Raw genomic sequence first — 23,859 nt, forward strand, 5'->3', positions numbered from 1 at the left:
TCATAAGAATGTTACACTCTATCCCTCTTAATATTATCTCTTTTAGCGCCAAAAAGCAAGAAAAAAATCAAAAAAGAATAATTTTACTTATAAAAAAACCGGCCTGTCATGATGGCGCTATGACAAGCCGGCTCCTGTGAGGAGACACAGACTCTGTTCCGCGGACCAGGTCAGACCTGGTGCAGCAGTTTTATTTTAACCCGCTCGATGATTTCGGCATGGCGGGTCTGAAAGGTCGCGTTTTCGATCATGTTCAGGCAGAGACGGGCCTCCTGCCGTGAGACGTGAAGCACAATGGTACGTGGAGAATCGCCATATCGTTCCAGCTGCCGGGCGGCCTCGCGCAGTTTTTGCGCCAGCGGGGCCAGGCCTTCTATGTCGGCTCCCCTGAAACTGGCCTGATTGAAAGAATCGATCAAGCTCTCCATTTCCTGACGATTCAACCGCAACGACTCGTCCTGGGCCATGTTGACGCTCCAGCTCAGGAAGAAGAGAAATCCTATCATCGCGAGAATTGAGAAAAGCCGTCGCATGCCGCCTCCCGAAAGCTGATGATTTATTGCGGTGAACACTCCGGCTTATGCAAGTCGTGTGCCAAAAAAACAGTCTTCTACCCCCGATTGCGCGGGCGCCTTTATGCCGGTCTTTGTGGAGAGGATGCCGCATGCTGTCGCCCGAGTGTGGCCTGCATGGGACACTTATCGGGATGGAAGGCTGGTCTTGTTCTTCATCCGCATCAGGGCCAGTTGCCGCCGGGTGAACTCCCAGGTGCCGCGGCGGCTGCCCCAGGTCAGCAAGGCGGTCTCCCGGGAGAGCAGCAGGCGTCTCAGCGAATCGGCCGGACGGTCGGGATCCAGTTCGCCTGTAATCATCGAGCCATAGCGTCCAAACGAATACTCCTCGCCTTTGAAAGGCAGAGGATCGGAGCCGGCCAGAATCCGCCAGCCCTGCTGTCCCGCTCTCCGCATCAATCCCGGTTCAGACCAGAAAACCGGGCGCATAGCGCTGTCGCCAATAAAAAGGTGTGGTTCAGGTGGGGCAGTTAAAAGCGGGATCAGTGCCTTTTTCCGGCGGCCGCTCCACTTGCCGGGCGCCCAGTTAATCGAGAGCAGCGCTCCGGCCTCCCTGGCGGTCTCGATGCACGCCGCTGCATCGAGCTCCCGGTCCGGCAGGTTGAGCAAAGTATTCAGCAAGCCGAACTCGTGGCCTTCAGCCGTGATGACCTGGCGTCCGGCTAGAATGTAGAGAACGATGCGCTCCCCCAGTTGCACACGCAGAGCCTCCGGATCGCGGGTAGGCAGGATATGATACATGCCGATACGGACGCTGGACTGCAGCATGCTGAAAGCCGAACAGTCCGTGCGCTCGGTCAACAGCCAAATCTTGGCCGTCTCCGTTTCCGGGTTTGCGGCATCCATATTGGCGAGACTGCGCGCCACCGCCAATCCCAGATCGGCGTTCGGGTAGATATGGACGTGGGCATCAATAATCAAGGTTTTACGTGACATAGACCCTCACTTTTTCCGCAGGCCGCCCTTGTGATATGGACTGGGCAAAATATCCTATATGAGTGTTCACTGTTCGAGCCACTCCTGCGCGCCCTGCGAGGGCACCGAAATATACAGGGCCGGCTCCAGGCCGGTGCACTGATGATATTGCGCGGCGATCTCCTGACAAAAACGCTCAACATGCTCTTTCTCAACCAGATTGACCGTACAGCCGCCAAATCCGCCACCGGTCATCCGGGCACCGAGGCAGCCCGGCAGGCTGCGGGCGATCTCCACCATCGTATCCAATTCCAGACAGCTCACCTCATAATCGAAGCGAAGACTGTCATGGGAGGCGTTCATGAGTTCGCCGAAGCCGACGAGATCGCCGTTGCGCAAACATTCGATCGAATCAAGGACGCGCTGATTTTCACTGATGACGTGACGGCAGCGCTTGCGGACCAATTCGGGCAATTCCGGCGCACTCACAGCAAATTGAGTCATAGAGAGATCACGCAAGGCCGCAATTCCGGGCCAGCGTCTCTTCATTTGACCCACCCCCGTTTCGCATTCCCGACGGCGTTTGTTATATTCTGAGGCACCCAACTCATGTTTGATCCGGGTATTGCAAACGATTATGCGGGTGTGATCCGAGGGCAGCGGGACCATCTGATACGCCAGCGTCCTGCAATCAAGGAAAAGGGCATTGTCCTTGCGTCCATGGACAGAAATAAACTGATCCATGATACCGCAGTTCATCCCGACGAACTGATTCTCGGCTGCTTGTCCGAGCAAAGCCAGCTGGCGGCTGTCGAGCCGGCCGTCAACCAGGCTGAGAAAGGCGAGCGCCGCAGATATTTCTAAGGCGGCGGAGGAGCTGAGGCCGGAGCCCACCGGCACATTGCTCCACAAGATAAGGTCGGCGCCGGGAAGCTGAAATCCACGCTTTTCGAGCTGATCCGCTACCCCGGCCACATAATCACTCCAATGGTTGCGGGGTGTGTTGCCCTCCAGCGGGAAGGTGATCTCCTCCTGCATGTTGAGGGAATAAAGCCGGATCATCCGGTCCGGCCTCGGTGAGATCGACGCAGCCGTGTAGCGATCGAGCGCCATCGGAAAGACATAACCATCATTGTAATCGGTATGCTCGCCGATGAGATTGACTCGCCCCGGGGCCCGGAAAACGCGTGGTCGCCGGCCGTATCGGTCCTGAAAGATCTGGATCAGTTGCGCTAACTCCATTACGTCGGCAGCCCTTCTCTCTGGAATCGCGGGTTGAAACGCATCGCCGTCCTTATGAGCGGCGATGCGTTTTTTACATTTACGCCTGCAAGGGTCAGACTTTACGGTGTGCGATCCAGGAAGGGATGAGGAAAAGTAATCCGGAAACCAGCATGATCGCACCCCACCAGAGCGAGGGATTGAGGCTCGCAAGGATGGTCCTGGTCTGCGGCACAAAGAGATAATAGACTCCCATGGCAAAGATGATCACGCCTAAAACCGTCAGCATCATGCCGACGAAAAACCAGATCGAATACATTTTCGTGCTGGACATACAGGCTCCTTGTTGTCAGAAAGGCCGCCGCTGCGGGACGGCGGCATATGGCGTCTACCAGAAATAGAGATTGAGGGCGGCGAAAACAGCAACCGCAATCAGGGCGATGTATTTGGGCTGACTGTACCAGGCGATCTTGCCATCGTGTTCTATCGGGGTGAATCCCTTCACGAGGCCAACCAGCTCGCTATCCGGCTTGGGTTTAGTCACCAGGGAGATTAAAACGGTCGCAATCGCACAAATGGACCAGGCCCAAGCGGCTTGGGAGAGGTTGCGGGACATATCGGAAATCCCGCTGACCGGCGCACTGGAGAAGGTGATGAGATGAACCAGCGTTGCAGGAAGGAAACCCAGCTTGAAGCCGAGAAAAATCGTGAACGAAGTCAGCATGCCCAGAATGAGGCCCCAGAAGGCGCCGGTGGAAGACGTGCGTTTCCAGAACATGCCCAGCAGCATGGTGGCGAAGAGAGGGGCGTTGACCCAGCTGAAGATGGCCTGAATGTAATCCATGATCGTGTTGAACTGCATGGCTAGGTAGGCGGTGGCGATGGAGAGGAGAATGCCGACGAGGGTGGTGATGCGCCCCATCCAGACCAGATGGGCATCGCTGGCCTTTTTATTGATCAGGACACGGTAGATATCATAGGTCCACACTGTATTGAAGGCGGAGACGTTGCCGGCCTGTCCGGCCATGAAGCCGGCCAGCAGGGCGGTGATACCCAGACCGACCAGCCCTTGGGGATAGTAGCGGGCGATGAGCAGCGGCAGGGCCGTATCGTTCCAGGGTTCGCCGGTGACGGGATGTTTGAGCAGCTCGAAATGGGCGAGGGGATTGTTGGTCAACTTGTAAGCTACCAGCCCGGCGACGACAATGATGAAGGGCAGCGCCATTTTGAAAAAGCTGGCGATGATCGGGGTCATCCGCGCCGAACGCAAATCCTTCGATGAGAAGGCGCGCTGCACCACGAGAAAATCGGTGGTCCAGTACCCGAATGAGAGCACCCAACCGAGTCCGAGGATGATGCCGATCCAGGTCACCCCCATCGCATTGTTGGAAGCGCTGCCGGTGGTCGCCCATAATTTGCTCATGGCATCGGGAAGCCCGGTGAGAACCTGGTGCATCCCCCCCATCTCCACAGTGCCGAGGATGGCAACCAGGAAGAGGCCAAACCAGATCAGGAAGAACTGGACGATCTCGGTGAAGATGGCCGACATCAGCCCGCCGAGCATTATATAGCAACCGACGGCGAGAGCCGAGATCCACATCGAGAGATGCCAATCCCAGCCGAGGATGGTGCGGAGCACCAGGGCCATCAGGTAGAGATTGATACCGGACATCAGCAGGGTCATAATAGCGAAAGAGAAGGCGTTGAGCAGCCGGGAGCGTTCATCGAAGCGCAGCTTGAGATAACCGGGGACCGAATGAATTTTGCTGCTATAGTAAAAAGGCATCATATAAAGGCCGAGGAAGAGCATGGCGGGGATGGCGCCAACCCAATAGAAATGGGAGACAAACATGCCATATTTCATCGTGCCGCCGGTCCAGCCGAGGATTTCAAGGGCACCGAGATTGGCGCTGAGGAACGCGAGGCCTGCCACCCACGAACTGTTTTTGCGTCCGGCCAGGAAATAATCTTCGCCTGTGCCGGTGAACCGTTTGAGGTAAAAACCGATGCCGATGATGAAGACGAAGTAGAGGGTGATGATAGACCAATCCACCCAGGAGAGTTGTATGGCGACGCTCATCCGTTCCTCCGATCAAAACAAGCATGCTGGTATGGCCCGGACCCCAGGAGGCGCCCGGGGTATTCCCTGTTCGCCGTGCTGGGGAGTGGGAGGGTTTTCAAGTATTAAAAAGATAGACAATTATTTGATGTTAGTCAAGCGGCAAAATCGGCAGGGCCGTCAGAAGAGGCCATCCGCTCAGGCGGGACGCCATGCCCTGACTGCTTTGCAGGTTAAAGACTCCACAGGCGCCACTTTGGGCTTGCAAATGGGCATGAGGATGATTACATTTTAGGCTGAAAGAGGTGATCGCAGCCGGCCGGGTTTTCCCCGACTATTGCACGCCGGGAAGTAAGGAGGTCTGCAGCGTTGGTTGCTTCGATTGCAAAATCTGCATCATTGCCAAAGTTTCGCCCAAAAGAGCACTGGCGATGCAGGGCCATCTACCTGAGATTCGTATCCTGTATTCAACCGAACTTTGTACTGCCCGCGACAAATGACCGGCGGGCTGTTTTGTCATCAGTGGCGAGCACACCACCACGGTGCCCCTTGATACGGAATCTGCGGCGGTACTCGCTGCCGATCTAGCTGGTTAGAAAAATCACATCCTAAAAGAGAGGATATATCATGTCGGATACCCTGTTCGAACAAGTCAATGATGTGCTGGACACGATCCGTCCGGCTCTGATGGCCGATGGCGGCAATGTGCAGCTTGTTGAGGTCAAGGATGGCATCGTCAAACTCAAATTGCAGGGTGCGTGCCATGGCTGCCCGATGTCCCAGATGACGCTGAAGATGGGCATCGAGCGGGAACTGAAACGTCAGCTTCCCGAAATCTCATCAGTCGAATCGATCTAAACAAAACGGCGCCATCTGGCGCCGTTTTGTTTTTGCTTGTATGATGCCCCCTCCCTCTTGCCGTCAGGCCGTGGTTACCCGCTCGTAAATGATCCTGAGCCCATCCAATGTCAAATGTTCATCGACGTTTTCAACCCGGCGCAGTTGGGGGACGATCACCCTGGCCAGTCCGCCGGTCGCAACTGTGGGCACCGGCATCTCCATTTCACGGCGGATGCGTTCAACCATCCCGTCGATCATCTCCACAGCGCCGTACATCAGTCCCGACTGGATGCTGCTTTCAGTGGAATAGCCGATGGTGGTTTCCGGGAAGCGCAGAGCGACGCGCGGCAGTTTGGCGGCCCGTTGGTGCAGGATCATGGCGGAGGTCTCGATTCCGGGGGCGATGATACCACCGAGGTATTCGCCCTGAGCCGAGATCACATCAAAGGTCGTTGCGGTACCGAGGTCCACGACAATGAGCGGGGCACCGAACTTGGCAATGCCGCCCACCGCATTGCAGAGACGGTCCGCGCCGACCAAAGAGGGATTCTGGTAGCGGATTTTGATACCGAGATCCAGTTCGTTGGATACCGTAATCGGCCGGCGATGCAGATACTTGGTTGCCATTTTTTCAAAATGGACGGTCATGTCCGGCACGACCGACGAGAGGGCTACGCCGGAGACCTTGAGCAGGTTGAATCCCTGGGCGGCGGCGATGGCCTGCATGAGGATCCAGGTTTCATCCTCGGTGCGTTCGCTGTGGCTTGAGAGGCGCCAGGTTGCTGCCAGGTGCTTTTCTTGGTAAATTCCAGCGGCGATCTGGGTATTTCCGATATCAACGACGAGCAGCATGATCAATTCTCCCTGAGGCTAAAGTCGCCATATTCGAAGTGCTGGATCTGCCCGTTCTCCGTCTCCACCAGAGCAGCACCCCAGCTGCTGATGCCCTTGAAGCGTCCGGAGCGGGTTTCTGCTCCGCGGCTTATGACCACAGACTGATCCATATGGACACAATGCTGCTGCCAGGCATTGATCCACTTTCTCCGCATCCTGGGATCGGTGAGTTCGGGATAGAGCAGATTCATCTGACGCAAAAAGTGCAGCAGGAGTTCATCCTTGTCCAGGATCTGTCCAGCGCTCATCCGCAGCGAGGCGGAATTGGGTCGTAAATCAGGAGGAAAGTCCTCTGGAAGCTGATTGACATTGATGCCGACGCCGGCTATAGCAAAGGCAAGTCGATGTCCGCTCAAATGAGATTCGACCAGGATGCCCCCTGCCTTTTTTCCCTGGAGCAGGATGTCATTCGGCCATTTGAGACCGGCGTGGATTCTCATGGCGCGGCGAACAGCCCGGATAGCTGCCAAGCTCAGCAGAATCGAGAGCACACCGCACTGACTGGGGAGCAGCGCGGGCCGCAGCAGCAGGCTGCAGTAGAGTCCGGCATCCCGCGGTGAGACCCAGGAACGGTGGGCGCGACCCCGCCCCGCGCTCTGCTCACGGGCAACGACGACAGTCCCCTCCTCGGCGCCCTGCAAGGCTGACTCTTTGAGCACATCGTTGGTCGAGCTGACCTGGTCAAGGAGGAGGATTCTCCGGCCGAAAAGCGGATTCTTGCTGGGCAAAAAGAGGTTCATGGCGTAATCTTTCCCGATTCCAAGGGATGAAATTGATGATGGACCGCCTTGAGATACTCGCGGTCCAGATGGGTATAAATCTGGGTGACTGAAATATCCGCATGTCCGAGCATTTCCTGCACCGCACGCAGATCCGCGCCGCCTTCGACCAAGTGGGTGGCAAAGGAGTGGCGGAGGGTATGGGGCCCCGCCTTGCGGGTGATTCCGGCCGTGCGGAGATATTTCTGGATGAGAATCCAGATGGTTTGCCGGCTGAGCTTCTTGCCAAACCGGTTGAGAAAAACGATATCGCCTGCAACGCCAAGACTGGCCAGCGGCGGCCGCACCTCCTGAAGATAGTGTTGCAGCCAGGTGCAGGCTACCTGGCCCACCGGCACAAGACGTTCCTTACGGCCCTTGCCAAAAACGCGGACGAATTGATCATCCCAGAATATGTCGCGGCAGGAGAACGAAACCAACTCGGAGACGCGCACACCCGTCGCATAGAGAAATTCAAGGATGGCACGATCGCGTATGCCCGTCGGTGTGGAGGTATCCGGCTGCAGCAGCAGTTTTTCAACCTCGACGAGATCGAGCACCCGGGGAATCCTCATCCAGGGCTTGGGAACAGTATAGTTTTCAGTTGGATCCTGGTGGCATATCTCCTCAGCCAGAAGGAACCGGTGCCAGGTGCGTACTGCGGAGAGGTTGCGAGAGATGGTCGCGGGGCAGAGTTCCAGATCATGCATCAGCTGCAGAAAAGCGGCGATATCGGTGTGGGTAATGGCCTCCGGTTCCCGGATGTTTTTTTCATTCAGAAAGCGCAGATACCGCAGTAAATCGTGTTCATAGGCTGCACGGGTATTCGGAGAGACTTGGCGTTCCACGCTCAGGTGATCCATGAAGGCATGCAAATAGTCGGTTAGGGGCATGATCAGCACCTGGCAGGCGGAGTGTGTGGGTGCGGAACGGATCGGCTGTTCAAGGCTCCAGCAACCCGGAAGGCAGGATCTCCTCCGCAAGGGAGAGGGCGATTCCGGAAAGCATTACCTCAGGTCCCATGGTGCTGAAATCTCCGGAGAGAAGTTTGGACTCAACATTGGCATAGAGGGAACACCCGGCGCCCTTTTCGACGATAAGCCCGGAGACGCGGCCGCCGCTCTCGCTGATGAAGGTGACCTCGCCAAGCAGCTCACTGGTAATGAAACCCGTGCAAAAATGAAGCTGTAGATGCGATGTGGGGGTATAAACCGAGATCAAATGGCCTACATGGTCGCCGATGGGAATGTCAGGATAGATTTCCAGAGAGATATGCTGCTGGGTCTCAGCGTTTTCGATGATGAAGCGATATTTATTGTCTATTTTTTTGGGGACAACAGCAAGCACCTTGCTAATCCGGTCGATGTCCCTTTTATTAAACTCTGGTCGCATAGCGGTCGCCTTTTTTGTTCCTTTTTACGCACGATAGCCTGTCAGGTTACAAAAAAACCCCACACAAAGCGGGGTTTTTCATGCTTCGGCTTTTTACATCTTGACGACCTTGGTCGCCTGCAAGCCTTTTTCACCAGCAACGGCCTCGAACTCTACCTCAGCGCCTTCCGCAAGAGTCTTGAATCCCTCCATCTGGATCACTGAAAAATGGACGAACACATCCTCTCCGTTCTCCTGTTCAATGAAGCCAAATCCCTTGTTTTCATTGAACCACTTGACCTTGCCTCTAGCCATCCTGCGTGTTCCTCCTGACAAATAACAAAGAGGGCTTTTACCATGGCCTACCCAGCATCTGCGCCTGGCAACGCTCTGTCTTTGCGATAATTTACTTACAACGCGCTATTTAGTCAAGACTTTTCTCATAAGAAGGCGACTTTTTGACAAGGCGGCCGGCAGCGAAAGCGATTCGTCGCTCAACCAGACAATACCCTCCGCATCTGGCGGACCGCTTCGGCGAGATCCTTCTGATGGAAGATCGCCTGGCCGATGACCAGGACTTCTGCACCGGCGTTGCAGGCCTCCACCGCGGTAACCGCATCGATCCCCCCGTCAACCTCGATCAGATAGCTGAGTCCGCGTTCACTGCGCCATTGTTTCAACTGCCTGAGACGATCTTGCGCCGCGGCAAGATAGCGCTGTCCGCCGAATCCGGGTTCCACCGACATGACCAGCACCAGATCAACCAGCGGCAAAACGGGTTCGAGTGCTGTGACCGGCGTGGCCGGATTGAGGGTTACGCCCGGTTTGGCACCGAGCGCATGAATATTTTCCAGCGTACGCCAGAGGTGGGGCGCCGCCTCGACATGAACGGTCAGGTAGTCGGCACCCGCTTCGACGAACTGGGCGATATAGTCATCCGGCCGGCTGATCATCAGATGGACGTCCAAAGGCAGCGCTGTGATCCGGCGGACGGCTGCGACGATCATCGGGCCGAAGGTCAGATTGGGCACAAAATGACCGTCCATAATATCGAGATGGACCCAATCGGCTCCTCCGGTCTCGAGGGCCTCGACCTGTTGCGCAAGACGGCTGAAATCCGCGTTCAATATCGAGGGAGCAATCCGGATCATTGTTTTCGCTTCCCTTTAATTAGTCGAGTATACTGATGATCAGGTTGAGGGTATCGCCCTTGCTGACCACCGTGCCGGCTTCGAGCGACTGGCTGACGACGGTGTTGGGCAAGAGTTTCCCGGTGCGCTGTTCGGTGATGGTGCCGGGCGTCAAACCGGCCTGGCGAATCAGCTGCAGGGCCTGATCCAGGGAGAGGCCTACGGTAGCCGGGACAACATACTCGCTCGGTTCGATGCCGATACTGACGCTGATGTCCACCCGTGTCCCGTGGCGAATATCAGCGCCCGCGGCGACGCTTTGTGCACAAACTACACCCGCGGGATAAAACTCATCGGTACGGTAATCCACAGCGCCCAATTTCAGCTCGGCCTCTTCTAGCGCGAATTGGGCATCGCGCTCGGACAGGCCGGTCAATTTGGGCATCGTCAGGATCTTGTGCCCTTTGCTAATGGTCAGATAAACCCGGCGTCCCTTCTTGACCGGGGTGCCCGCTTCCGGAATCTGAAAACGCACATCACCGGCCGCCACCTGTTCATCGTATTGTTCTTCCGCCTTGACCGCCCGCAATCCGAGGGACTTAAGCCGGCGTTCGGCGCTGGGATAGGGCATGTTAAGGAGATCGGGAACCAGGATGGACTGATACTGCCGGGTGTAAAGCGGCATAAGCGCCCAATCGAAGAGAGCGTAGAGAAGCAGAACCGCTGCAGCAATGTAGAGCGTCTTGCGCTGCCAGGTGAGGCCCGCCCAGTTATTCCAATCGCGCTGGATAAAATTCATATTATTCCATCTTTTCTGCCGCAGTTACGGCATGGCCGCGCATGAATTCTGCGGCGCTCATGATCCTCCCTCCTTCCGGCTGGAGGGTGACGAGTTCAAGAACGCCATCGCCGGTGGCGAGGAACAGCGCCTCTCTGCCGCCTCCGGAGATCAGGCGCCCCGGATCTTCAGATGGCCCGGCCGGTACTGGACGGGTCGCCAGAATTTTCACCGTACGCCCTTTCCAAGTGGTCCAGGCCGCCGGATAGGGCGACAGGCCGCGCACCAGGTTGTGGATCTCCCGCGCGGAACGGTGCCAGTCGATTCGCGCCATTTCACGGGTCAATTTGGGGGCGCGGGTGACCTCGCCGATTTGTGGCTTGCTTTGCAGACGACCGGATTCCAGACCCTGGACCGTCTGCAGCAGGAGATCCGCTCCGGTTGCTGCCAGCAGGTCATGAAGTTCGCCGGCATTGGTATCCGGTCCGATGGGCACGCGGCATTGCAGCAGCCAGGCGCCGGTATCGATCTGTTCGTCGATGAGAAAGGTCGTGACGCCGGTCTCCTGCTCTCCGCGGATCAACGCCCAGTTGATCGGGGCAGCGCCCCGGTATCGCGGCAGCAGCGAGGCGTGGAGATTGACGGTGCCGAGCCGCGGCAGTTTAAAGACCTCCGGGGGTAGGATACGGAAGGCCACAACGGCGAAAAGATCGGCGTTCAAGCGCTGAAGGGCCGCCAGAAAATCGGGATCACGCAGATCCTCCGGCTGCAGCAGCGGCAGCTGCCGTTGCAGAGCGCGCTCCTTGACTGTCGAAGGGCGCAGACGCTGTCCGCGGCCTGCCGGTTTGTCGGGCACAGTGACCACGGCCAGCAGCTCATGGCCGGAGTCCGCCAGTTTGTCCAGGCTCGGAAGGGCAAACCCGGGTGTTCCCATGAAAATGATCTTCAAAGCCATCGGGATCCATCTCCTGCCGGCCGGGAGACCGCTTTGCAGCGAATCCTCCCCCAGACTCCACTAGGTCATGGCGACGTGTCGTTTCAAGCGGCTTCGTTTGCTGTTACTGCGCGGCATTTTCGGTTTCGGCAAGTTTTCGTGCGACCGCCGTCTTGGCGACCTCGATCTTGACATTATCGGCGATTTTAAGGACAATCACATTTTCCTTCTCCTTGATGCCCTGGACCACGCCATAAATGCCGCCGATGGTGATCACCCGGTCCCCCTTCTGCAAGGCATCGATCATTCGGGCCATCTCCTTCTGCTTTTTGGCCTGGGGGCGGAACATCAGAAAATACATAATGACGAAGATCAGGATAATCGGCAGGAAAAAGCCGAAAGCACCGGAGCTGCCTTGTTGCCCGCCCGCGGTGGGTGCAGCCGAGGCGAGTACCAGCAGTAATGCATTCATAAGGACCTCCTGTGGTTGTGACTATCGATGGGCATACGTTATGATTTAAGCTTGCTTGCAGTATAGCGGCTGAGGAACGCCCGCTTGAAACCGGTAAAATCGCCGTCCAAGATGGCTTGCCGCGCCTTGTTGACCAAACGAAGATAAAAGGTCAGATTATGCAGACTGATCAGCCGAAGGGCTAGCACCTCCTGGGCATTGAAAAGATGGCGCAGATAGGCGCGGGTGAAGGTCCGGCAGGTATAACAATCGCACTCCTCCTCCAGGGGCGAAAAAGCGTCCCGGAATTTGGCATTCTTGATAATGATCTGACCGTCCAGGGTGAAAGCGGCGCCATTGCGGCCATTCCGGGTGGGCATGATGCAGTCGAACATATCCACCCCGCGCTCGATCGCTTCGAGGAGATCTTCTGGCTTGCCGACCCCCATGAGATAGCGCGGTTTATCTTGCGGCAGCAGCGCAGTGACCAGGCCGGTCATTTCAAACATCGCCTCCTTGGGTTCGCCGACCGAAAGACCGCCGATGGCATAGCCCGGGAAATCCATTTCGATCAAGGCTTCGGCGCTTTGTTTCCTCAGGTCACCAAAGACACTTCCCTGGACGATAGCGAACTGATACTGCTGGTAGCCATGTCGTTCGCCGATTTCTGCAAAGGCTTTACGGCTGCGACGGGCCCAGTCGAGGGTAAGCTGGTTCGCCTTGAGAGCATAGCGGTAATCGCACGGATAGGGGGCGCATTCATCCAGAACCATCATGATATCCGAGCCGAGATCGCGCTGGATCTCGACCACCTTCTCTGGCGTGAAAAAATGGCGTGAACCGTCGATATGGGAGCGAAAATGAAAACCCTTTGCCGTAATTTTATTCAACTCGGAGAGGCTGAAAACCTGGTAGCCGCCACTGTCGGTCAGCATCGGACGATTCCAAGCGCAGAATTTTTGCAGGCCTCCTGCCTCTCGCACCAGAGCCGCGCCCGGACGCAGATAGAGATGATAGGTATTGCTGAGGATGATCTGGGCCTTGATCCGGCGCAGGTCCTCCGGAGAGAGGGTCTTCACAGTCGCCTGGGTACCGACGGGCATGAAAATGGGGGTTTGCACCTTTCCATGGGCCGTGTGCATCACACCGGCGCGCGCTCCCGACCGGGAATCCTTGCGGACGATCCTGAAAAAGGGCGTGCGGTTCATCGTCTCCACGGGCTACTGAAGAACGGCATCGAGGGCCTCCTGCGCCTGGCTAACCGCGAAAATATGCATTCCGAGTTGGGCAGGCAGACTTTTCTTGTTACCGCGAGGGATAACCGCGTGACGAAAGCCCATTTTTTCCGCCTCAGCCAGGCGGGCGTCCACATGGGCCACCGAGCGCAGTTCGCCTCCAAGGCCAACCTCGCCGAGGAGAATGGCCTCGGGATCAATGACGCGGTTGCGCATGCTCGAGGCGATGCAGGCGACAATGCCGATATCCGCCGCCGTCTCATCGATGCGAAATCCGCCGACCGCATTGACAAAAACATCCATCGTGCCGACATGATAGCCCAGCCGTTTGTCCAGCACCGCCAGAAGCATCTGCACGCGTTTGATATCCAGACCTGTCGTGGTGCGCTGCGGCAGCCCGTAGTTGGCGCTGCTCACCAGGGCCTGCACCTCAAGCAGGATCGGACGGGTTCCCTCCATGCAGCAGATCACCGCCGAGCCGCTGTTCTCGGCGCGACGTTCGGACAAAAAGACCGCTGAGGGATTGGGGACATCGCGGAGCCCGCCTTCGGTCATCTCGAAAACCCCGATCTCGCGGGTCGAGCCAAACCGGTTCTTGGACGCGCGTAAAATGCGATAAAAATGATCGCGATCTCCCTCGAAAAGAAGCAGGGCATCCACCATATGCTCCAGGACCTTGGGGCCGGCAAGCATCCCCTCTTTGGTTACATGGCCGACCAGAAATACAGGGATGTGCTCGCTTTTGGCCACCTGGATCAGGCGCAACGTGCATTCGCGCACCTGACTGACACTGCCAGGAGCACTCTCAAACATCGGCGTATACATGGTCTGGATCGAGTCCACTACCACCAGGCGCGGAGCGATCTGGGCGATGGCGTCCCCGACGCTTTCGATCTCGGTCTCCGCGAGCACATAAAGCCCTTCGGAGACCAGGCCCAGCCGTTGTGCGCGCATCTTGGTCTGCTGGGCCGACTCTTCTCCGGTCACGTAGAGGACCCGGAAATCGCTGCAGCCGAGACCCGCAGCTTCCTGCAGCATCAGAGTGGACTTGCCGATGCCGGGATCGCCGCCGATCAGCACCACCGAGCCCATGACAATTCCGCCGCCGAGGACGCGGTTGAACTCGGGGCTGACGGTCTGCAGACGCGGCATCAGGTCGGTAGAGATCTGCTCCAGCGGAAGCGCCTGGTTTCTGGAGGCCGGTACCGACTGTGCGGCGCGAGGATAATGGGCCGGAGCGCGCTCCTCAATGAAACTGTTCCAGGCCTCGCAGCCGGGACATTTGCCGAGCCAGCGCGGCGAGACCGTACCGCAGTTCTGGCAGACAAAATGGACCTTATCTTTTCGGCTTTTGTTCATTCGCTGCGCCCGTCCGTAGATTGGATCCTATGCTTCAAAGCATTAGAAAGTATCAAAATAAAGGCTAAAAGTCAAGCCATTTTTATAAATCATTTATTTTATTATACTAATAGCAAATCACTCCAACAGCTCTCTCCTGCTGCAAAATTGTGCTTGATAAAAGCCCCTCAATATTCTATATTGGCTTCTAGTCCGGTCGTGTCTCCCCGCCGGTGGGCCGCGACAGAGCAAACGGAAATCTCTGCACCCATCAAGGAGGGCCAATCGCATGGAATCGAGCAAGGAGCGTTGCTGCCGGCCGTTGATGAGCGCTCTTGCGGAACGCCATATCCTTCGCGAGGAGGATTCGGCGTTGATCTTCTATGACCTCACCGGACTGAAGCATCGCATCGCGGAACTGACCGATCTTTTCCCGGAATCCACCCTGCATGCCGTAGCCGTGAAAGCCAACCCCCTGATCAAGGTCCTTGAGCAGATCCAGGAGATGGGAGCGGGGTTGGAGGCAGCCTCACTGCCTGAACTCTGCCTGGCCCGGCAAGCCGGCGTGCCCCCGGACCGCATTGTGTACGATTCGCCTGTGAAAAGCGTTACGGAACTGGAGTATGCTTTACAAACCGGTGTGCATATCAATGCGGATTCCATCGCCGAACTCGAGCGGATTGACACACTGCTCCGCTCCATGCCGCTGAAGGGAACGATCGGCCTCCGTATCAATCCCCAGGTCGGCACCGGTGCAATCCCCATGCTCAGTGTGGCCGGCACCTGGTCCAAATTCGGGGTCCCGATCGGGCCGCAGCGCGAAAAACTGTTCGATTGCTTTCTGAAATATGACTGGCTCAGCGGGATTCATCTCCACGTCGGCTCACAGGGCTGTGAGCTCGAGCTGATCGCCAAAGGCATCGCTAAAGTGCTTGACCTGGCTCTGGAGATCAATCGGGCCCTTGAACGTTCCGGACAGAGCCGCCGCATTACGCGCTTCGACATCGGCGGCGGACTACCGGTCTCCTACCACCCCGGCATGGAAGCCCCGACGATGCAGGACTATGCAGCGCTTTTGCGGCACCGGTTTCCAGCCTTATTCGACGGGACGTTCCAGTTGATCACCGAATTTGGCCGCTGGGTCTACGCCCACAACGGTTGGACCATCAGCCGAGTGGAGTACGTCAAACGAGATGAAAAACTGAGCACCGCGATGATCCATGTCGGGGCCGATCTGCTGCTGCGCAAATGTTACCGGCCTGAAGAGTGGCATCATGAGATCTCGGTTGCAGGACCAGACGGCCGGCTTAAAAACGGGCTGGATCCCAGGCCCTATACGATTGCAGGACCGCTCTGTTTTGCGGGGGATCTCATCGCCCGAGAGATCCGCCTACCGCCGGTCCAGGAGGGCGATTTTCTAATCATCCATGATACCGGTGCCTACACGCTGAGCATGTGGTCGCGCTACAACAGCCGCCAGATCCCCAGGGTCGTCGGGTATACTGGGGAGGGCGACCACTTCGAGGTGCTTCGGGAACGGGAATCGCTGGAGCAGGTCGTCGCCTTCTGGAGCTGAAGCAGCCGCGCCGGAAAACAAACGGGCCCTCTGCCAGGCCCGTCCTGTATTGCCTCCCCCCTGTTTGATCTTCGCTGCTAATCCTGGGAAAACTCGGCAATCAGGGCCTGAAGGGAGGCCTTGGCGTCGCCGAAGAGCATGCGCGTATTCGGTTTGAAAAAGAGAGGATTCTCCACACCGGCGAAACCCGGGCGCATGGATCGTTTGAGCACGATGACGGTGCGGGATTTGTCCACCTCGATGATCGGCATGCCCCACAGGGGCGAGGAAGGATCCTCGTGAGCCGCCGGATTGACGACATCATTGGCGCCGATCACCACGCAGACATCGGTGTTCGGCATCTTGGGATTGATGGCATCCGCTTCCATGAGTTCATCATAGGGCACATTGGCTTCTGCAAGCAGCACATTCATGTGGCCGGGCATGCGTCCTGCGACGGGATGGATGCCATAAAGCACCTCGGTGCCGTGCTTGCGCAATAACTCACCCAATTCCCGCACCGCCTGCTGCGCCTGTGACACGGCGAGGCCGTATCCCGGGACAAAAACCACCGAGGAGGCCGCCTCGAGGATCATGTAGGCATCTTCCACCGATACCGGTTTGATTTCTCCATCGACCTTTGCGCCCTGATTGGCTGTAGTCGCCCCGAATCCGCCGAAAAGGACATTGATGAAGGACCGATTCATCGCCTTGCACATCAAAATAGCGAGGATAAATCCTGAGGCGCCGTCCAGAGTGCCGGCGACGATCAGCAACTGGTTATCGAGGATGAAACCCAGCGCCGCAGCCGAGAGCCCGGCATAGGAATTGAGGATGGCGATAACGGTTGGCATGTCCGCTCCACCGATCCCCATTACGAGGAGAAAACCAAAGATCAAGGCCGCGGCAACCAGCACCGGCAAGAAAATGGAGTTCAGGGGATTCAGCACAAGGCCGGCGGCCGAACCTATCGCGATCAACACGATCAAGCCGCTGACCAGATTGCGCCCCTTGTAGATCAGGGGCTTGCCGGAGATCACCTCCTGCAATTTGAGAAAGGCGATGGTCGAACCAGTGAAGGTCAGATAGCCGAGGATCATTTCGGCGGAAAGGACGATCATGGTAAACGTATCGATGCCAGGCAGCCGTTGATAATACTCTGCGGTGCCGACTAGGGCTACGGCAAGCGAGCCGAAGGCATGCGACATGGCCGTCCGCTGCGGCACAGCCGTCATCGGCAGCTTGAGAGCGATGGGAATGCCGATGAGAGTCCCAATGGCGAAGGCCAGCAGGACCAGATCCAGATGCTGAGTCTTGTAAGCGACCATTGTGGTGAGCACGGCAATGAGCATGCCCAGGCTGCCGGCCCAGTTACCACGGCGTGATGTCCGGACCTCACTCATCCATTTGAGAGAGAGGATGAAGAGCACCGCCGCAAGGATGTACGAGAAACCAAGCAGGGAGGTTGTCATTTCTTCTTACCTCCCTCCTCTTTCCGGAACATCCGCAAGATGCGTTCGGTGATCATGAAGCCGCTTACGACGTTGGTGGCAGCCAAAGCCACAGCCACCGTGGCAAAAATCATGATCATCTTACTCTTGGGCTCCGCCATCACGATCAGGGCGGCGACGACGGAGACAGAAGAGATGGCGTTGGTCAGGGACATCAGCGGGGTATGCAGCAGTTTGGATACCCGCCGGATCAGCCCGAGGCCGAGAAAGGCCGCCATCAGGAAAATTAGCAGATTGATATGGAGTGGGGTTGCTGGTTCAGGCATGGAATGGTTCCTCCAGAATACCGCTTCGCCCAGGGCTTGCACCCGGATTATTGACTCTGATAGTGATTTCTCAAGAGCGTACTGCGGATCTCATTTTCCGCCGTAACCAGTGCGGCTTGAATGATCTCATCATCGAGGTCGAGTTTGAATCCTCCTCTCTCCTTGTCCCAAAAATGGCTCACCAGGTTGAAAAGATTAGCGGAGTACATCTGGCTGGCATCCACCGCAACCTGACCGGGGAGATTCTCTATTCCGATAATCCGCACCCCGTTGAGCATGACCTCCTGGCCTGGAATCGAGCCTTCGACATTCCCGCCGCTTTCCACGGCCATGTCGACGATCACGCTGCCCGGTTTCATTCCGGCGACCATCTCCCGGGTCACAATAAGCGGTGCGCGCCGTCCGAAGACCTGAGCGGTGGTAATTATGACGTCTGCCTGGGCGCAAACATGGGCCATGCCTTCGCGCTGCCGCTGCAGTTGTACTTCGCTGAGCGCCTGAGCATACCCCTCTTTGGTCTGGCCGGTCTCGCCGAGATCAATTTCGACGAAGCGCGCGCCGAGAGATCGGACCTGCTCGGCGACGGCGGGACGGGTATCGAAGGCCTCCACGCGGGCGCCGAGGCGTTTGGCAGTGGCGATGGCCTGCAGGCCGGCAACGCCCGCGCCGATGATCAGGACGCGCGCCGGCTGGATGGTCCCCGCAGGGGTCATCATCATCGGGAAGATCCGCTTCAGCCGATTCGCGGCCAGCATCACCGCAACGTATCCACCCAGGCTGGCCTGAGAGCTCAGGGCATCCATCTTTTGGGCGATGGTCGAGCGCGGGATCATCTCCATGCATAAGGCCTTCACTCCTCGAGCTGCCAGGGCTTTGACCAGCTCCGGCGAATTGAAGGGATCGAGATAGCTGATATGAATCGTACCCGGCTTGAGCAGCTCCACCTCTGCGGTTGTGGGTTTGCGCAGACGCAGCACCAGATCGGCTTCAGCGAATCCCGCGGCGCGGTCGTGGATGACCTTCGCCCCGGCCCCAGCGTACCGCTCATCCGGATAATGACAAGCGGCCCCCATCCCGGTTTCGCAGGTTACCTCCGCCCCCAGTTTAACCAGCTTTTCCACATCCGTCGGAATCATGGGCACACGCGGTTCGTTCGCATCGCCCTCTTTGGGAATGAAGATTTTCATCGGATGGTCTCCTCTGAGAAGGATATGCATAAAACTGTTTGACATCATAGAAGGAGATGCCTATATTGGGGTATCTCACACGGAGGAGATCTATGAGATTAGAGAGATGGCTGCCGCTGACTAGCCTCTTGATCCTGGCGGGCTGCGTCCAGCCGAAAGATCCACTGCCAGAGGTTGACTTGCAGCGGTTTATCCGTGTCTATACCCAGTATATGGCAGTTTGCGTGAGCGATACCGCCCGGGATGAGCACCGGCTCGCTTACCTTGATGAGCAGCTCTCCCGCAATCGCATGACGCGGGCTGAGTTTCAGGAAATTCGCAGGCGGCTGGAAGCCGATCCAAGGGCCTTCGCCCTCTTTATGGGAAAAAGCGACGAGTTGCTGCAAAAAATGACATTAAAAAAACCGGCTGCAACCGATCATTCCGCGGTTTCCAGGTTGGCTTTGCCCTGAGACACCTGCATCCCTTCCCCCTTTTCCGCCTCCTCTGTTGGATGATAAAAAGTCCAGATGGTTTCAGCCAGTTTCGCTGGTATTCCCGCGACGGTGCGAAGTTCCGGCGCTCCCGCCTCTTTGATTTTTTTTACCGATTTGAAGGCTTTGAGCAAAGCATCCCGACGGGCCTTGCCGACCCCCGGAATGGCTTCCAGCTCCGACACCAGGGTCCGGCGTTTGCGCAGGCTGCGATGGAAGGTAATGGCGAAGCGATGCGCTTCATCCCGGACGCGCTGCAGCAGGCGTAATCCCGCGCTGTCGCGGCGGATGTTACGCGGTTCTGATTCGCCGGGGACGAAGACTTCATCGAGACGCTTGGCGAGCGCGATAATCGCCTGATCTTTGATGCCCAAGCTGCCCAGCGCCTCGAGGGCGGCATTGAGCTGACCCTTGCCGCCGTCGACGAGGATCAAGTCCGGAAGCGCTTTTTCCTCCTGCAGCAGACGCCGGTAGCGGCGGGTGACGGCTTCACGCATCATGGCAAAATCGTCGGGTGTAGATTTGGTACGGATGCGAAAATGGCGGTAATCACTGCGATGCGCCTTGCCATTGACGAAACAGACCATGGATGCGACCGGATCAGAGCCCTGGATATTGGAGATATCAAAGGCCTCGATGCGCAGGGGCAGTTTTTCCATGGCCAGATCCCGCTGCAGTGCCTTCACCGAACCAGCGGTATAGTCCTGTGACTGCTCCCGCTGTAATTGCATCTCCTGCAGCAGCAGCCGCGCATTACGGTCGCACATCTTGAGGATCTGGGCTTTCTCGCCGCGCTGCGGTACGACCAGTTCCACTGTAGAGCCGCGTTTGGATGTGAGCCAGTCGCGAATGGCAGCGGTCTCTTCTCCGAGTCCGGTGGGCAGCAGAATCTCAGCAGGGGTGTATTCGCGGTTCAGGTAGTATTGCTTGACGAACCCTGCGGCTACCGCCCCGGGCTGGTCCTCGTTGATGCCAGCCAGGAAGAAATGGTGCCGGCCTATGATTTTGCCCTCGCGCACCTGAAAGACAACGCAGCAGGCATCCCCCTCTGCCATGGCGATGGCGATGATGTCGCGGTCACGGAGATTGGGATCGAGGACTTTCTGATGCTGGCGGAAGGCCTGGACGGCCTGCAGCTGATCGCGCAGACGTGCCGCTTCTTCGAAGCGGCGGTCTGCAGCAGCCGCCGCCATTTCGCGGGTCATGGCCTCGACGACGGCATTACTCTTGCCTTCGATGAAACTAACGATAAAATGGATAGTTTTCTGATACTCCGCACGCGAAATATGCGCCTCGCAGGGGCCATGGCACTTTTTAATGTGAAAGTTGAGGCAAACGCGGAATTTGTGCTGCTGGATGCTCTCTTCTGTGAGAAGAAGATTGCAGGAACGCAAAGGGAAGAGCTGTTTGACGGTCTTGAGCAGTTCCTTCATGGCGCTAGCATCGGTGTACGGGCCGAAATAGCGCGAGCCGTCGCGGATGATCTTGCGGGTGGGAAAGATGCGCGGAAAGGGCTCATGGGTAACGCGAATATAGGGAAAGGACTTGTCGTCCTTGAGATTGATATTGTAGCGGGGTTTGTATTCCTTGACCAGGTTGGATTCAAGGATGAGGGCTTCCACCTCGGAGTCGGTGATGATGGTCTCGAGATCGGCGATCTGGCTCACCAGTCGTGCGGTTTTGGCATCACGCGGCCGGCCCGCCTGGAAATAGGATCGCACGCGATTGCGGAGCACCTTGGCTTTGCCGACGTAAATCAGCTCACCGCTTTTATTTCTGAAAAGATAAACGCCCGGCTTCTTTGACAGCAGATTCAGTTTTTCGCGAATGCTCTGGGGCAAGGATTCGTTCATATTCCGCCATCAAGGTTGGTTCCGGGCTGCTCAGGCCTGGTGTGTTTTGCTGTAGCTCTGTTTGATCATCTCTTCGAGACGCGATTTCGGATCCCGTACGATATCGGCATCGACGGTAAAGGATTCGCAGCCGAGTAGGCGCAAACCGTACTCATAATCACGCAAGAGGTCATTGCAGGCCTCTTCGAGATTTTGCTTCTTCGCCTGCGCCTTTTCGCACAGCAATTCCAGGGCTTCTTCGCTGAAGGTGATGACAATGCCATTGGAAGCGAGAAAGCGCTTCTGAAACATCTTGAGATAGTGTTGGTTCAGCAGCCGGTCGCGTTCGCCCTGGGGATCCTCTACGAGAGCCCGAGTGACCTTGAAGCGGGTGACGGAGGTATCCGGGAGTGACTTTTCGAATTTAAGAAGGATACGGTCGACCACGCTTACCAGCCCCCGGGCGCCGGTATGTTCCATTGCCGCGAGCTCGGCGATGCGGCGGAGGGCTTCGTCCTCGAACTCGATCTCGATATCATAGGCTTTAAAATCGCGCTTTTTGCCCTGGATGACGGTGCTGTTGGGATTCTGGAGGATGCGATAGAGTCCCTCGACATCGAGATCGTTGAGGGTAACGGTTACCGGCAGCCGCCCGACGAATTCCGATTCGAACCCGAAGCGGATAAGATCTTCAGAGCGGACCTGGCGCAGAATCTCAATATCCGTGTCTTCCACGGCATGTTCTTCCTCCACGCCCCGGAAGCCGATGGGTTGTTTGTTGAGCCGGCGGCGGATGATATCCGGCAGGGCGACAAAGGCCCCGCTCATGACGAAGAGGATGTTGCGGGTATTGACCTTTTTGCGGCTCACCTTGCCGGTGCGTTGGGCTTCCATGGCTGCCTCCATCTGCGCCCCGAGGTCATGCGGGGTCTTGAGGTCCACCTCGGATTCTTCCATGAGTTTGAGGAGGTTGCGCTGGACGCCGGAGCGCGAGACATCCGGTCCGATGATATTGCCGGAAGAGGCAATTTTGTCGATCTCATCAAGATAGATGATCCCGTATTCCGCCAGTTTGATATCGCCGTCGGCTTCGCGCACCAATTCACGCACCAGGTCCTCCACATCCCCACCGACATAGCCGGTTTCGGAGAATTTGGTAGCATCGCCCTTGACAAAGGGAACACCGATCTTTTTGGCGATCAGCTTGATCAGATAGGTCTTGCCAACGCCGGTGGGGCCGATCATCAGCACATTGCTTTTGATATTGCCGACGAGTTCACCGGCGCCGTCGGGCCGGGTCTCTAGCCGCATGCGATTAAAATGGGTGCATATCTTGGTTGCCAGCACCTCGATGGCTTCATCCTGGCCGACTACATACTGCCGTAAATAGGCTTCCAGTTCCGAAGGTTTGAGATTGAAGTGGACGGGATGCGAGAACGATTTATGCTCTCTATCGTCAGGCGGATCTTGTCCGTTCAGGTCGGGTTCCGGTGGAACGACAATGCGGTCGCCATATTTTTGCTTGAGGAAATCATTGACTTCCCGGCGCAGTTGGTCCGGAGTGGGTATATTGGAATCAGACATGGTTCTTCCCTTTCACAGCGTTTTGTTCCGCTAATGTTGTTTTAACATCAGCGCGGCGCTGTTTGTTCCGGAAAGGTTGCCGGCGGCTGCCGGCCTTAGCGGCTCTCGAGATCCAGGCTGATATCAAGGACCGGCGCCGAGTGGGTCAGACTGCCGCTGCTGATGTAGTCCACACCGGTCTGTGCGATGGCGGCGACCGTTGTCAGGTTCACGTTGCCTGAGGCTTCGAGGGGGATCCGGCCAGCACAGCGTTCCACCGCCTGGTGCATGAGGGTAAGAGGCATATTGTCGAGCATGATGCGATCTACGCCGAGATTCAGCGCCTCCTCGACTTCGGCCAAGGACCTGACCTCCACCTCAATTCCGGCGGTCAAACCCTGCTTGCGGGCGTACTTCCGGCAGCGTTCTACGGCCGGGGTGATACCGCCAGCGGCAACGATATGGTTGTCCTTGATCAGGAAGAGGTCATAGAGCCCCATACGGTGATTGAGGCCGCCGCCGCAGCGCACTGCGTACTTTTCGAGCAACCGCCATCCCGGTGTGGTTTTGCGAGTATCCAGGATGCGCGCCCTTGTACCAGCCACCGCATCGACGAAGCGTTGCGTCAGCGTGGCGATCCCCGAAAGCCGCCCGATAAAATTCAGAGCGGTCCGTTCGGCCATCAGTAGGCGGTCGGGCTCTCCCCAGACCTGCATCAGGATCTGGCCTTTATGAACGTGCTGTCCGTCAGCAGCCAGGGGATGGCTTTCCAGAGCGGGATCCACTGCATCGAAAACCATGCGGACGATCTCGATGCCGGCGAGTGTTCCTTCCGCTTTGGCGAGCAGGATCCCTTTGCAGGCCGCACAGACCTCCGAAATGGCCGCGCTGGTGATATCGCCATGCTCCCCCAGATCCTCGGCCAGCGCCATCCTGATGAGCACCGCGGCTTGCTGTTTTACCTCTTCTTCCATGG

26 protein-coding genes are annotated in these 23,859 nt (G+C 57.3%); 4 read left to right on the forward strand and 22 right to left on the reverse strand.

Annotated elements, in window-relative coordinates:
• Window positions 1–170 precede the first annotated feature (170 nt).
• The 5 genes from PLH32_13100 to PLH32_13120 form a co-directional block, all read right to left on the reverse strand.
• Entirely contained in the window at window positions 171–533 is a 363-nt protein-coding gene (locus tag PLH32_13100; protein ID HQJ65544.1) for a hypothetical protein, read from the reverse strand.
• A 165-nt stretch (window positions 534–698) separates the two neighbouring features.
• Complete coding sequence (locus tag PLH32_13105; GenBank protein HQJ65545.1) at window positions 699–1,508, reverse strand: hypothetical protein; 810 nt, start codon at window positions 1,506–1,508, stop codon at window positions 699–701.
• Between the two features lie 66 nt (window positions 1,509–1,574).
• Window positions 1,575–2,729 (reverse strand): galactokinase, encoded by a 1,155-nt coding sequence (locus PLH32_13110; protein HQJ65546.1) that lies wholly within the window; start codon window positions 2,727–2,729, stop codon window positions 1,575–1,577.
• Between the two features lie 94 nt (window positions 2,730–2,823).
• Window positions 2,824–3,042 (reverse strand): hypothetical protein, encoded by a 219-nt coding sequence (locus PLH32_13115; GenBank protein HQJ65547.1) that lies wholly within the window; start codon window positions 3,040–3,042, stop codon window positions 2,824–2,826.
• Window positions 3,043–3,096: 54 nt separating this feature from the next.
• Entirely contained in the window at window positions 3,097–4,788 is a 1,692-nt protein-coding gene (locus tag PLH32_13120; protein HQJ65548.1) for a sodium:solute symporter family protein, read from the reverse strand.
• On the opposite strand from PLH32_13120, the gene PLH32_13125 reads away from it, so the two are divergent.
• Both PLH32_13125 and PLH32_13130 read left to right on the forward strand, forming a co-directional pair.
• Window positions 4,775–5,062 carry a hypothetical protein gene (locus PLH32_13125; GenBank protein HQJ65549.1) on the forward strand — a complete coding sequence of 96 codons (288 nt, stop codon included), beginning with the start codon at window positions 4,775–4,777 and terminating at the stop codon, window positions 5,060–5,062. The two genes, PLH32_13120 and PLH32_13125, sit on opposite strands and share 14 nt — an antisense overlap.
• A 344-nt stretch (window positions 5,063–5,406) precedes the next feature.
• Window positions 5,407–5,625 (forward strand): NifU family protein, encoded by a 219-nt coding sequence (locus tag PLH32_13130; protein ID HQJ65550.1) that lies wholly within the window; start codon window positions 5,407–5,409, stop codon window positions 5,623–5,625.
• A 63-nt stretch (window positions 5,626–5,688) separates the two neighbouring features.
• Here the strand turns inward: PLH32_13130 and PLH32_13135 are convergent, their stop codons facing one another.
• From PLH32_13135 to radA, 11 genes are all read right to left on the reverse strand, one after another.
• Entirely contained in the window at window positions 5,689–6,459 is a 771-nt protein-coding gene (locus PLH32_13135) for a type III pantothenate kinase (GenBank protein ID HQJ65551.1), read from the reverse strand.
• Between the two features lie 2 nt (window positions 6,460–6,461).
• Window positions 6,462–7,241, reverse strand: coding sequence for a biotin--[acetyl-CoA-carboxylase] ligase (locus PLH32_13140; GenBank protein ID HQJ65552.1), 780 nt, complete (start codon window positions 7,239–7,241; stop codon window positions 6,462–6,464).
• On the reverse strand, window positions 7,238–8,152 hold the full coding sequence (gene xerD, locus PLH32_13145) for a site-specific tyrosine recombinase XerD (protein ID HQJ65553.1): 915 nt from the start codon (window positions 8,150–8,152) through the stop codon (window positions 7,238–7,240). Before xerD ends, PLH32_13140 begins: the two co-directional genes overlap by 4 nt.
• A gap of 49 nt (window positions 8,153–8,201) precedes the next feature.
• The gene (locus tag PLH32_13150) at window positions 8,202–8,651 is read right to left on the reverse strand and encodes a hypothetical protein (protein ID HQJ65554.1); all 450 of its coding nucleotides are present in this window, start codon (window positions 8,649–8,651) and stop codon (window positions 8,202–8,204) included.
• Window positions 8,652–8,744: 93 nt separating this feature from the next.
• Entirely contained in the window at window positions 8,745–8,945 is a 201-nt protein-coding gene (locus PLH32_13155; protein ID HQJ65555.1) for a cold-shock protein, read from the reverse strand.
• Window positions 8,946–9,124: 179 nt separating this feature from the next.
• On the reverse strand, window positions 9,125–9,781 hold the full coding sequence (gene rpe, locus PLH32_13160) for a ribulose-phosphate 3-epimerase (protein HQJ65556.1): 657 nt from the start codon (window positions 9,779–9,781) through the stop codon (window positions 9,125–9,127).
• A gap of 19 nt (window positions 9,782–9,800) precedes the next feature.
• Window positions 9,801–10,559, reverse strand: coding sequence for a PASTA domain-containing protein (locus PLH32_13165; protein HQJ65557.1), 759 nt, complete (start codon window positions 10,557–10,559; stop codon window positions 9,801–9,803).
• A gap of 1 nt (window position 10,560) precedes the next feature.
• Complete coding sequence (gene fmt / locus PLH32_13170) at window positions 10,561–11,493, reverse strand: methionyl-tRNA formyltransferase (protein ID HQJ65558.1); 933 nt, start codon at window positions 11,491–11,493, stop codon at window positions 10,561–10,563.
• 103 nt (window positions 11,494–11,596) lie between these two features.
• The gene (yajC, locus tag PLH32_13175; GenBank protein HQJ65559.1) at window positions 11,597–11,944 is read right to left on the reverse strand and encodes a preprotein translocase subunit YajC; all 348 of its coding nucleotides are present in this window, start codon (window positions 11,942–11,944) and stop codon (window positions 11,597–11,599) included.
• 38 nt (window positions 11,945–11,982) lie between these two features.
• Entirely contained in the window at window positions 11,983–13,131 is a 1,149-nt protein-coding gene (gene tgt / locus PLH32_13180; GenBank protein HQJ65560.1) for a tRNA guanosine(34) transglycosylase Tgt, read from the reverse strand.
• Between the two features lie 12 nt (window positions 13,132–13,143).
• A complete protein-coding gene (radA, locus tag PLH32_13185; protein HQJ65561.1) occupies window positions 13,144–14,517 on the reverse strand; it encodes a DNA repair protein RadA in 1,374 nt (457 codons plus the stop codon).
• A gap of 268 nt (window positions 14,518–14,785) precedes the next feature.
• Between radA and PLH32_13190 the strand changes: the two genes are divergently transcribed.
• A complete protein-coding gene (locus tag PLH32_13190; GenBank protein ID HQJ65562.1) occupies window positions 14,786–16,072 on the forward strand; it encodes a diaminopimelate decarboxylase in 1,287 nt (428 codons plus the stop codon).
• A 77-nt stretch (window positions 16,073–16,149) separates the two neighbouring features.
• Here the strand turns inward: PLH32_13190 and PLH32_13195 are convergent, their stop codons facing one another.
• From PLH32_13195 to PLH32_13205, 3 genes are read right to left on the reverse strand one after another with little or no spacing between them, the layout of a single operon-like run.
• Complete coding sequence (locus PLH32_13195) at window positions 16,150–17,523, reverse strand: NAD(P)(+) transhydrogenase (Re/Si-specific) subunit beta (GenBank protein HQJ65563.1); 1,374 nt, start codon at window positions 17,521–17,523, stop codon at window positions 16,150–16,152.
• Window positions 17,520–17,828, reverse strand: a complete 309-nt coding sequence (locus PLH32_13200) for an NAD(P) transhydrogenase subunit alpha (GenBank protein HQJ65564.1) — start codon at window positions 17,826–17,828, stop codon at window positions 17,520–17,522. The genes PLH32_13195 and PLH32_13200 overlap by 4 nt, the downstream gene beginning before the upstream one ends.
• 47 nt (window positions 17,829–17,875) lie before the next feature.
• A complete protein-coding gene (locus tag PLH32_13205; protein HQJ65565.1) occupies window positions 17,876–19,015 on the reverse strand; it encodes a Re/Si-specific NAD(P)(+) transhydrogenase subunit alpha in 1,140 nt (379 codons plus the stop codon).
• Window positions 19,016–19,107: 92 nt separating this feature from the next.
• On the opposite strand from PLH32_13205, the gene PLH32_13210 reads away from it, so the two are divergent.
• On the forward strand, window positions 19,108–19,467 hold the full coding sequence (locus PLH32_13210) for a hypothetical protein (GenBank protein HQJ65566.1): 360 nt from the start codon (window positions 19,108–19,110) through the stop codon (window positions 19,465–19,467).
• Here the strand turns inward: PLH32_13210 and uvrC are convergent.
• The 3 genes from uvrC to nadC form a co-directional block, all read right to left on the reverse strand.
• Entirely contained in the window at window positions 19,434–21,341 is a 1,908-nt protein-coding gene (uvrC, locus tag PLH32_13215; GenBank protein HQJ65567.1) for an excinuclease ABC subunit UvrC, read from the reverse strand. The two genes, PLH32_13210 and uvrC, sit on opposite strands and share 34 nt — an antisense overlap.
• A 30-nt stretch (window positions 21,342–21,371) precedes the next feature.
• Complete coding sequence (locus PLH32_13220) at window positions 21,372–22,904, reverse strand: AAA family ATPase (GenBank protein ID HQJ65568.1); 1,533 nt, start codon at window positions 22,902–22,904, stop codon at window positions 21,372–21,374.
• 95 nt (window positions 22,905–22,999) lie between these two features.
• The gene (gene nadC, locus PLH32_13225) at window positions 23,000–23,857 is read right to left on the reverse strand and encodes a carboxylating nicotinate-nucleotide diphosphorylase (GenBank protein HQJ65569.1); all 858 of its coding nucleotides are present in this window, start codon (window positions 23,855–23,857) and stop codon (window positions 23,000–23,002) included.
• Window positions 23,858–23,859 lie beyond the last annotated feature (2 nt).

This window comes from bacterium (genome assembly GCA_035419245.1).
GTDB lineage: Bacteria > Zhuqueibacterota > Zhuqueibacteria > Residuimicrobiales > Residuimicrobiaceae > JAKPUX01.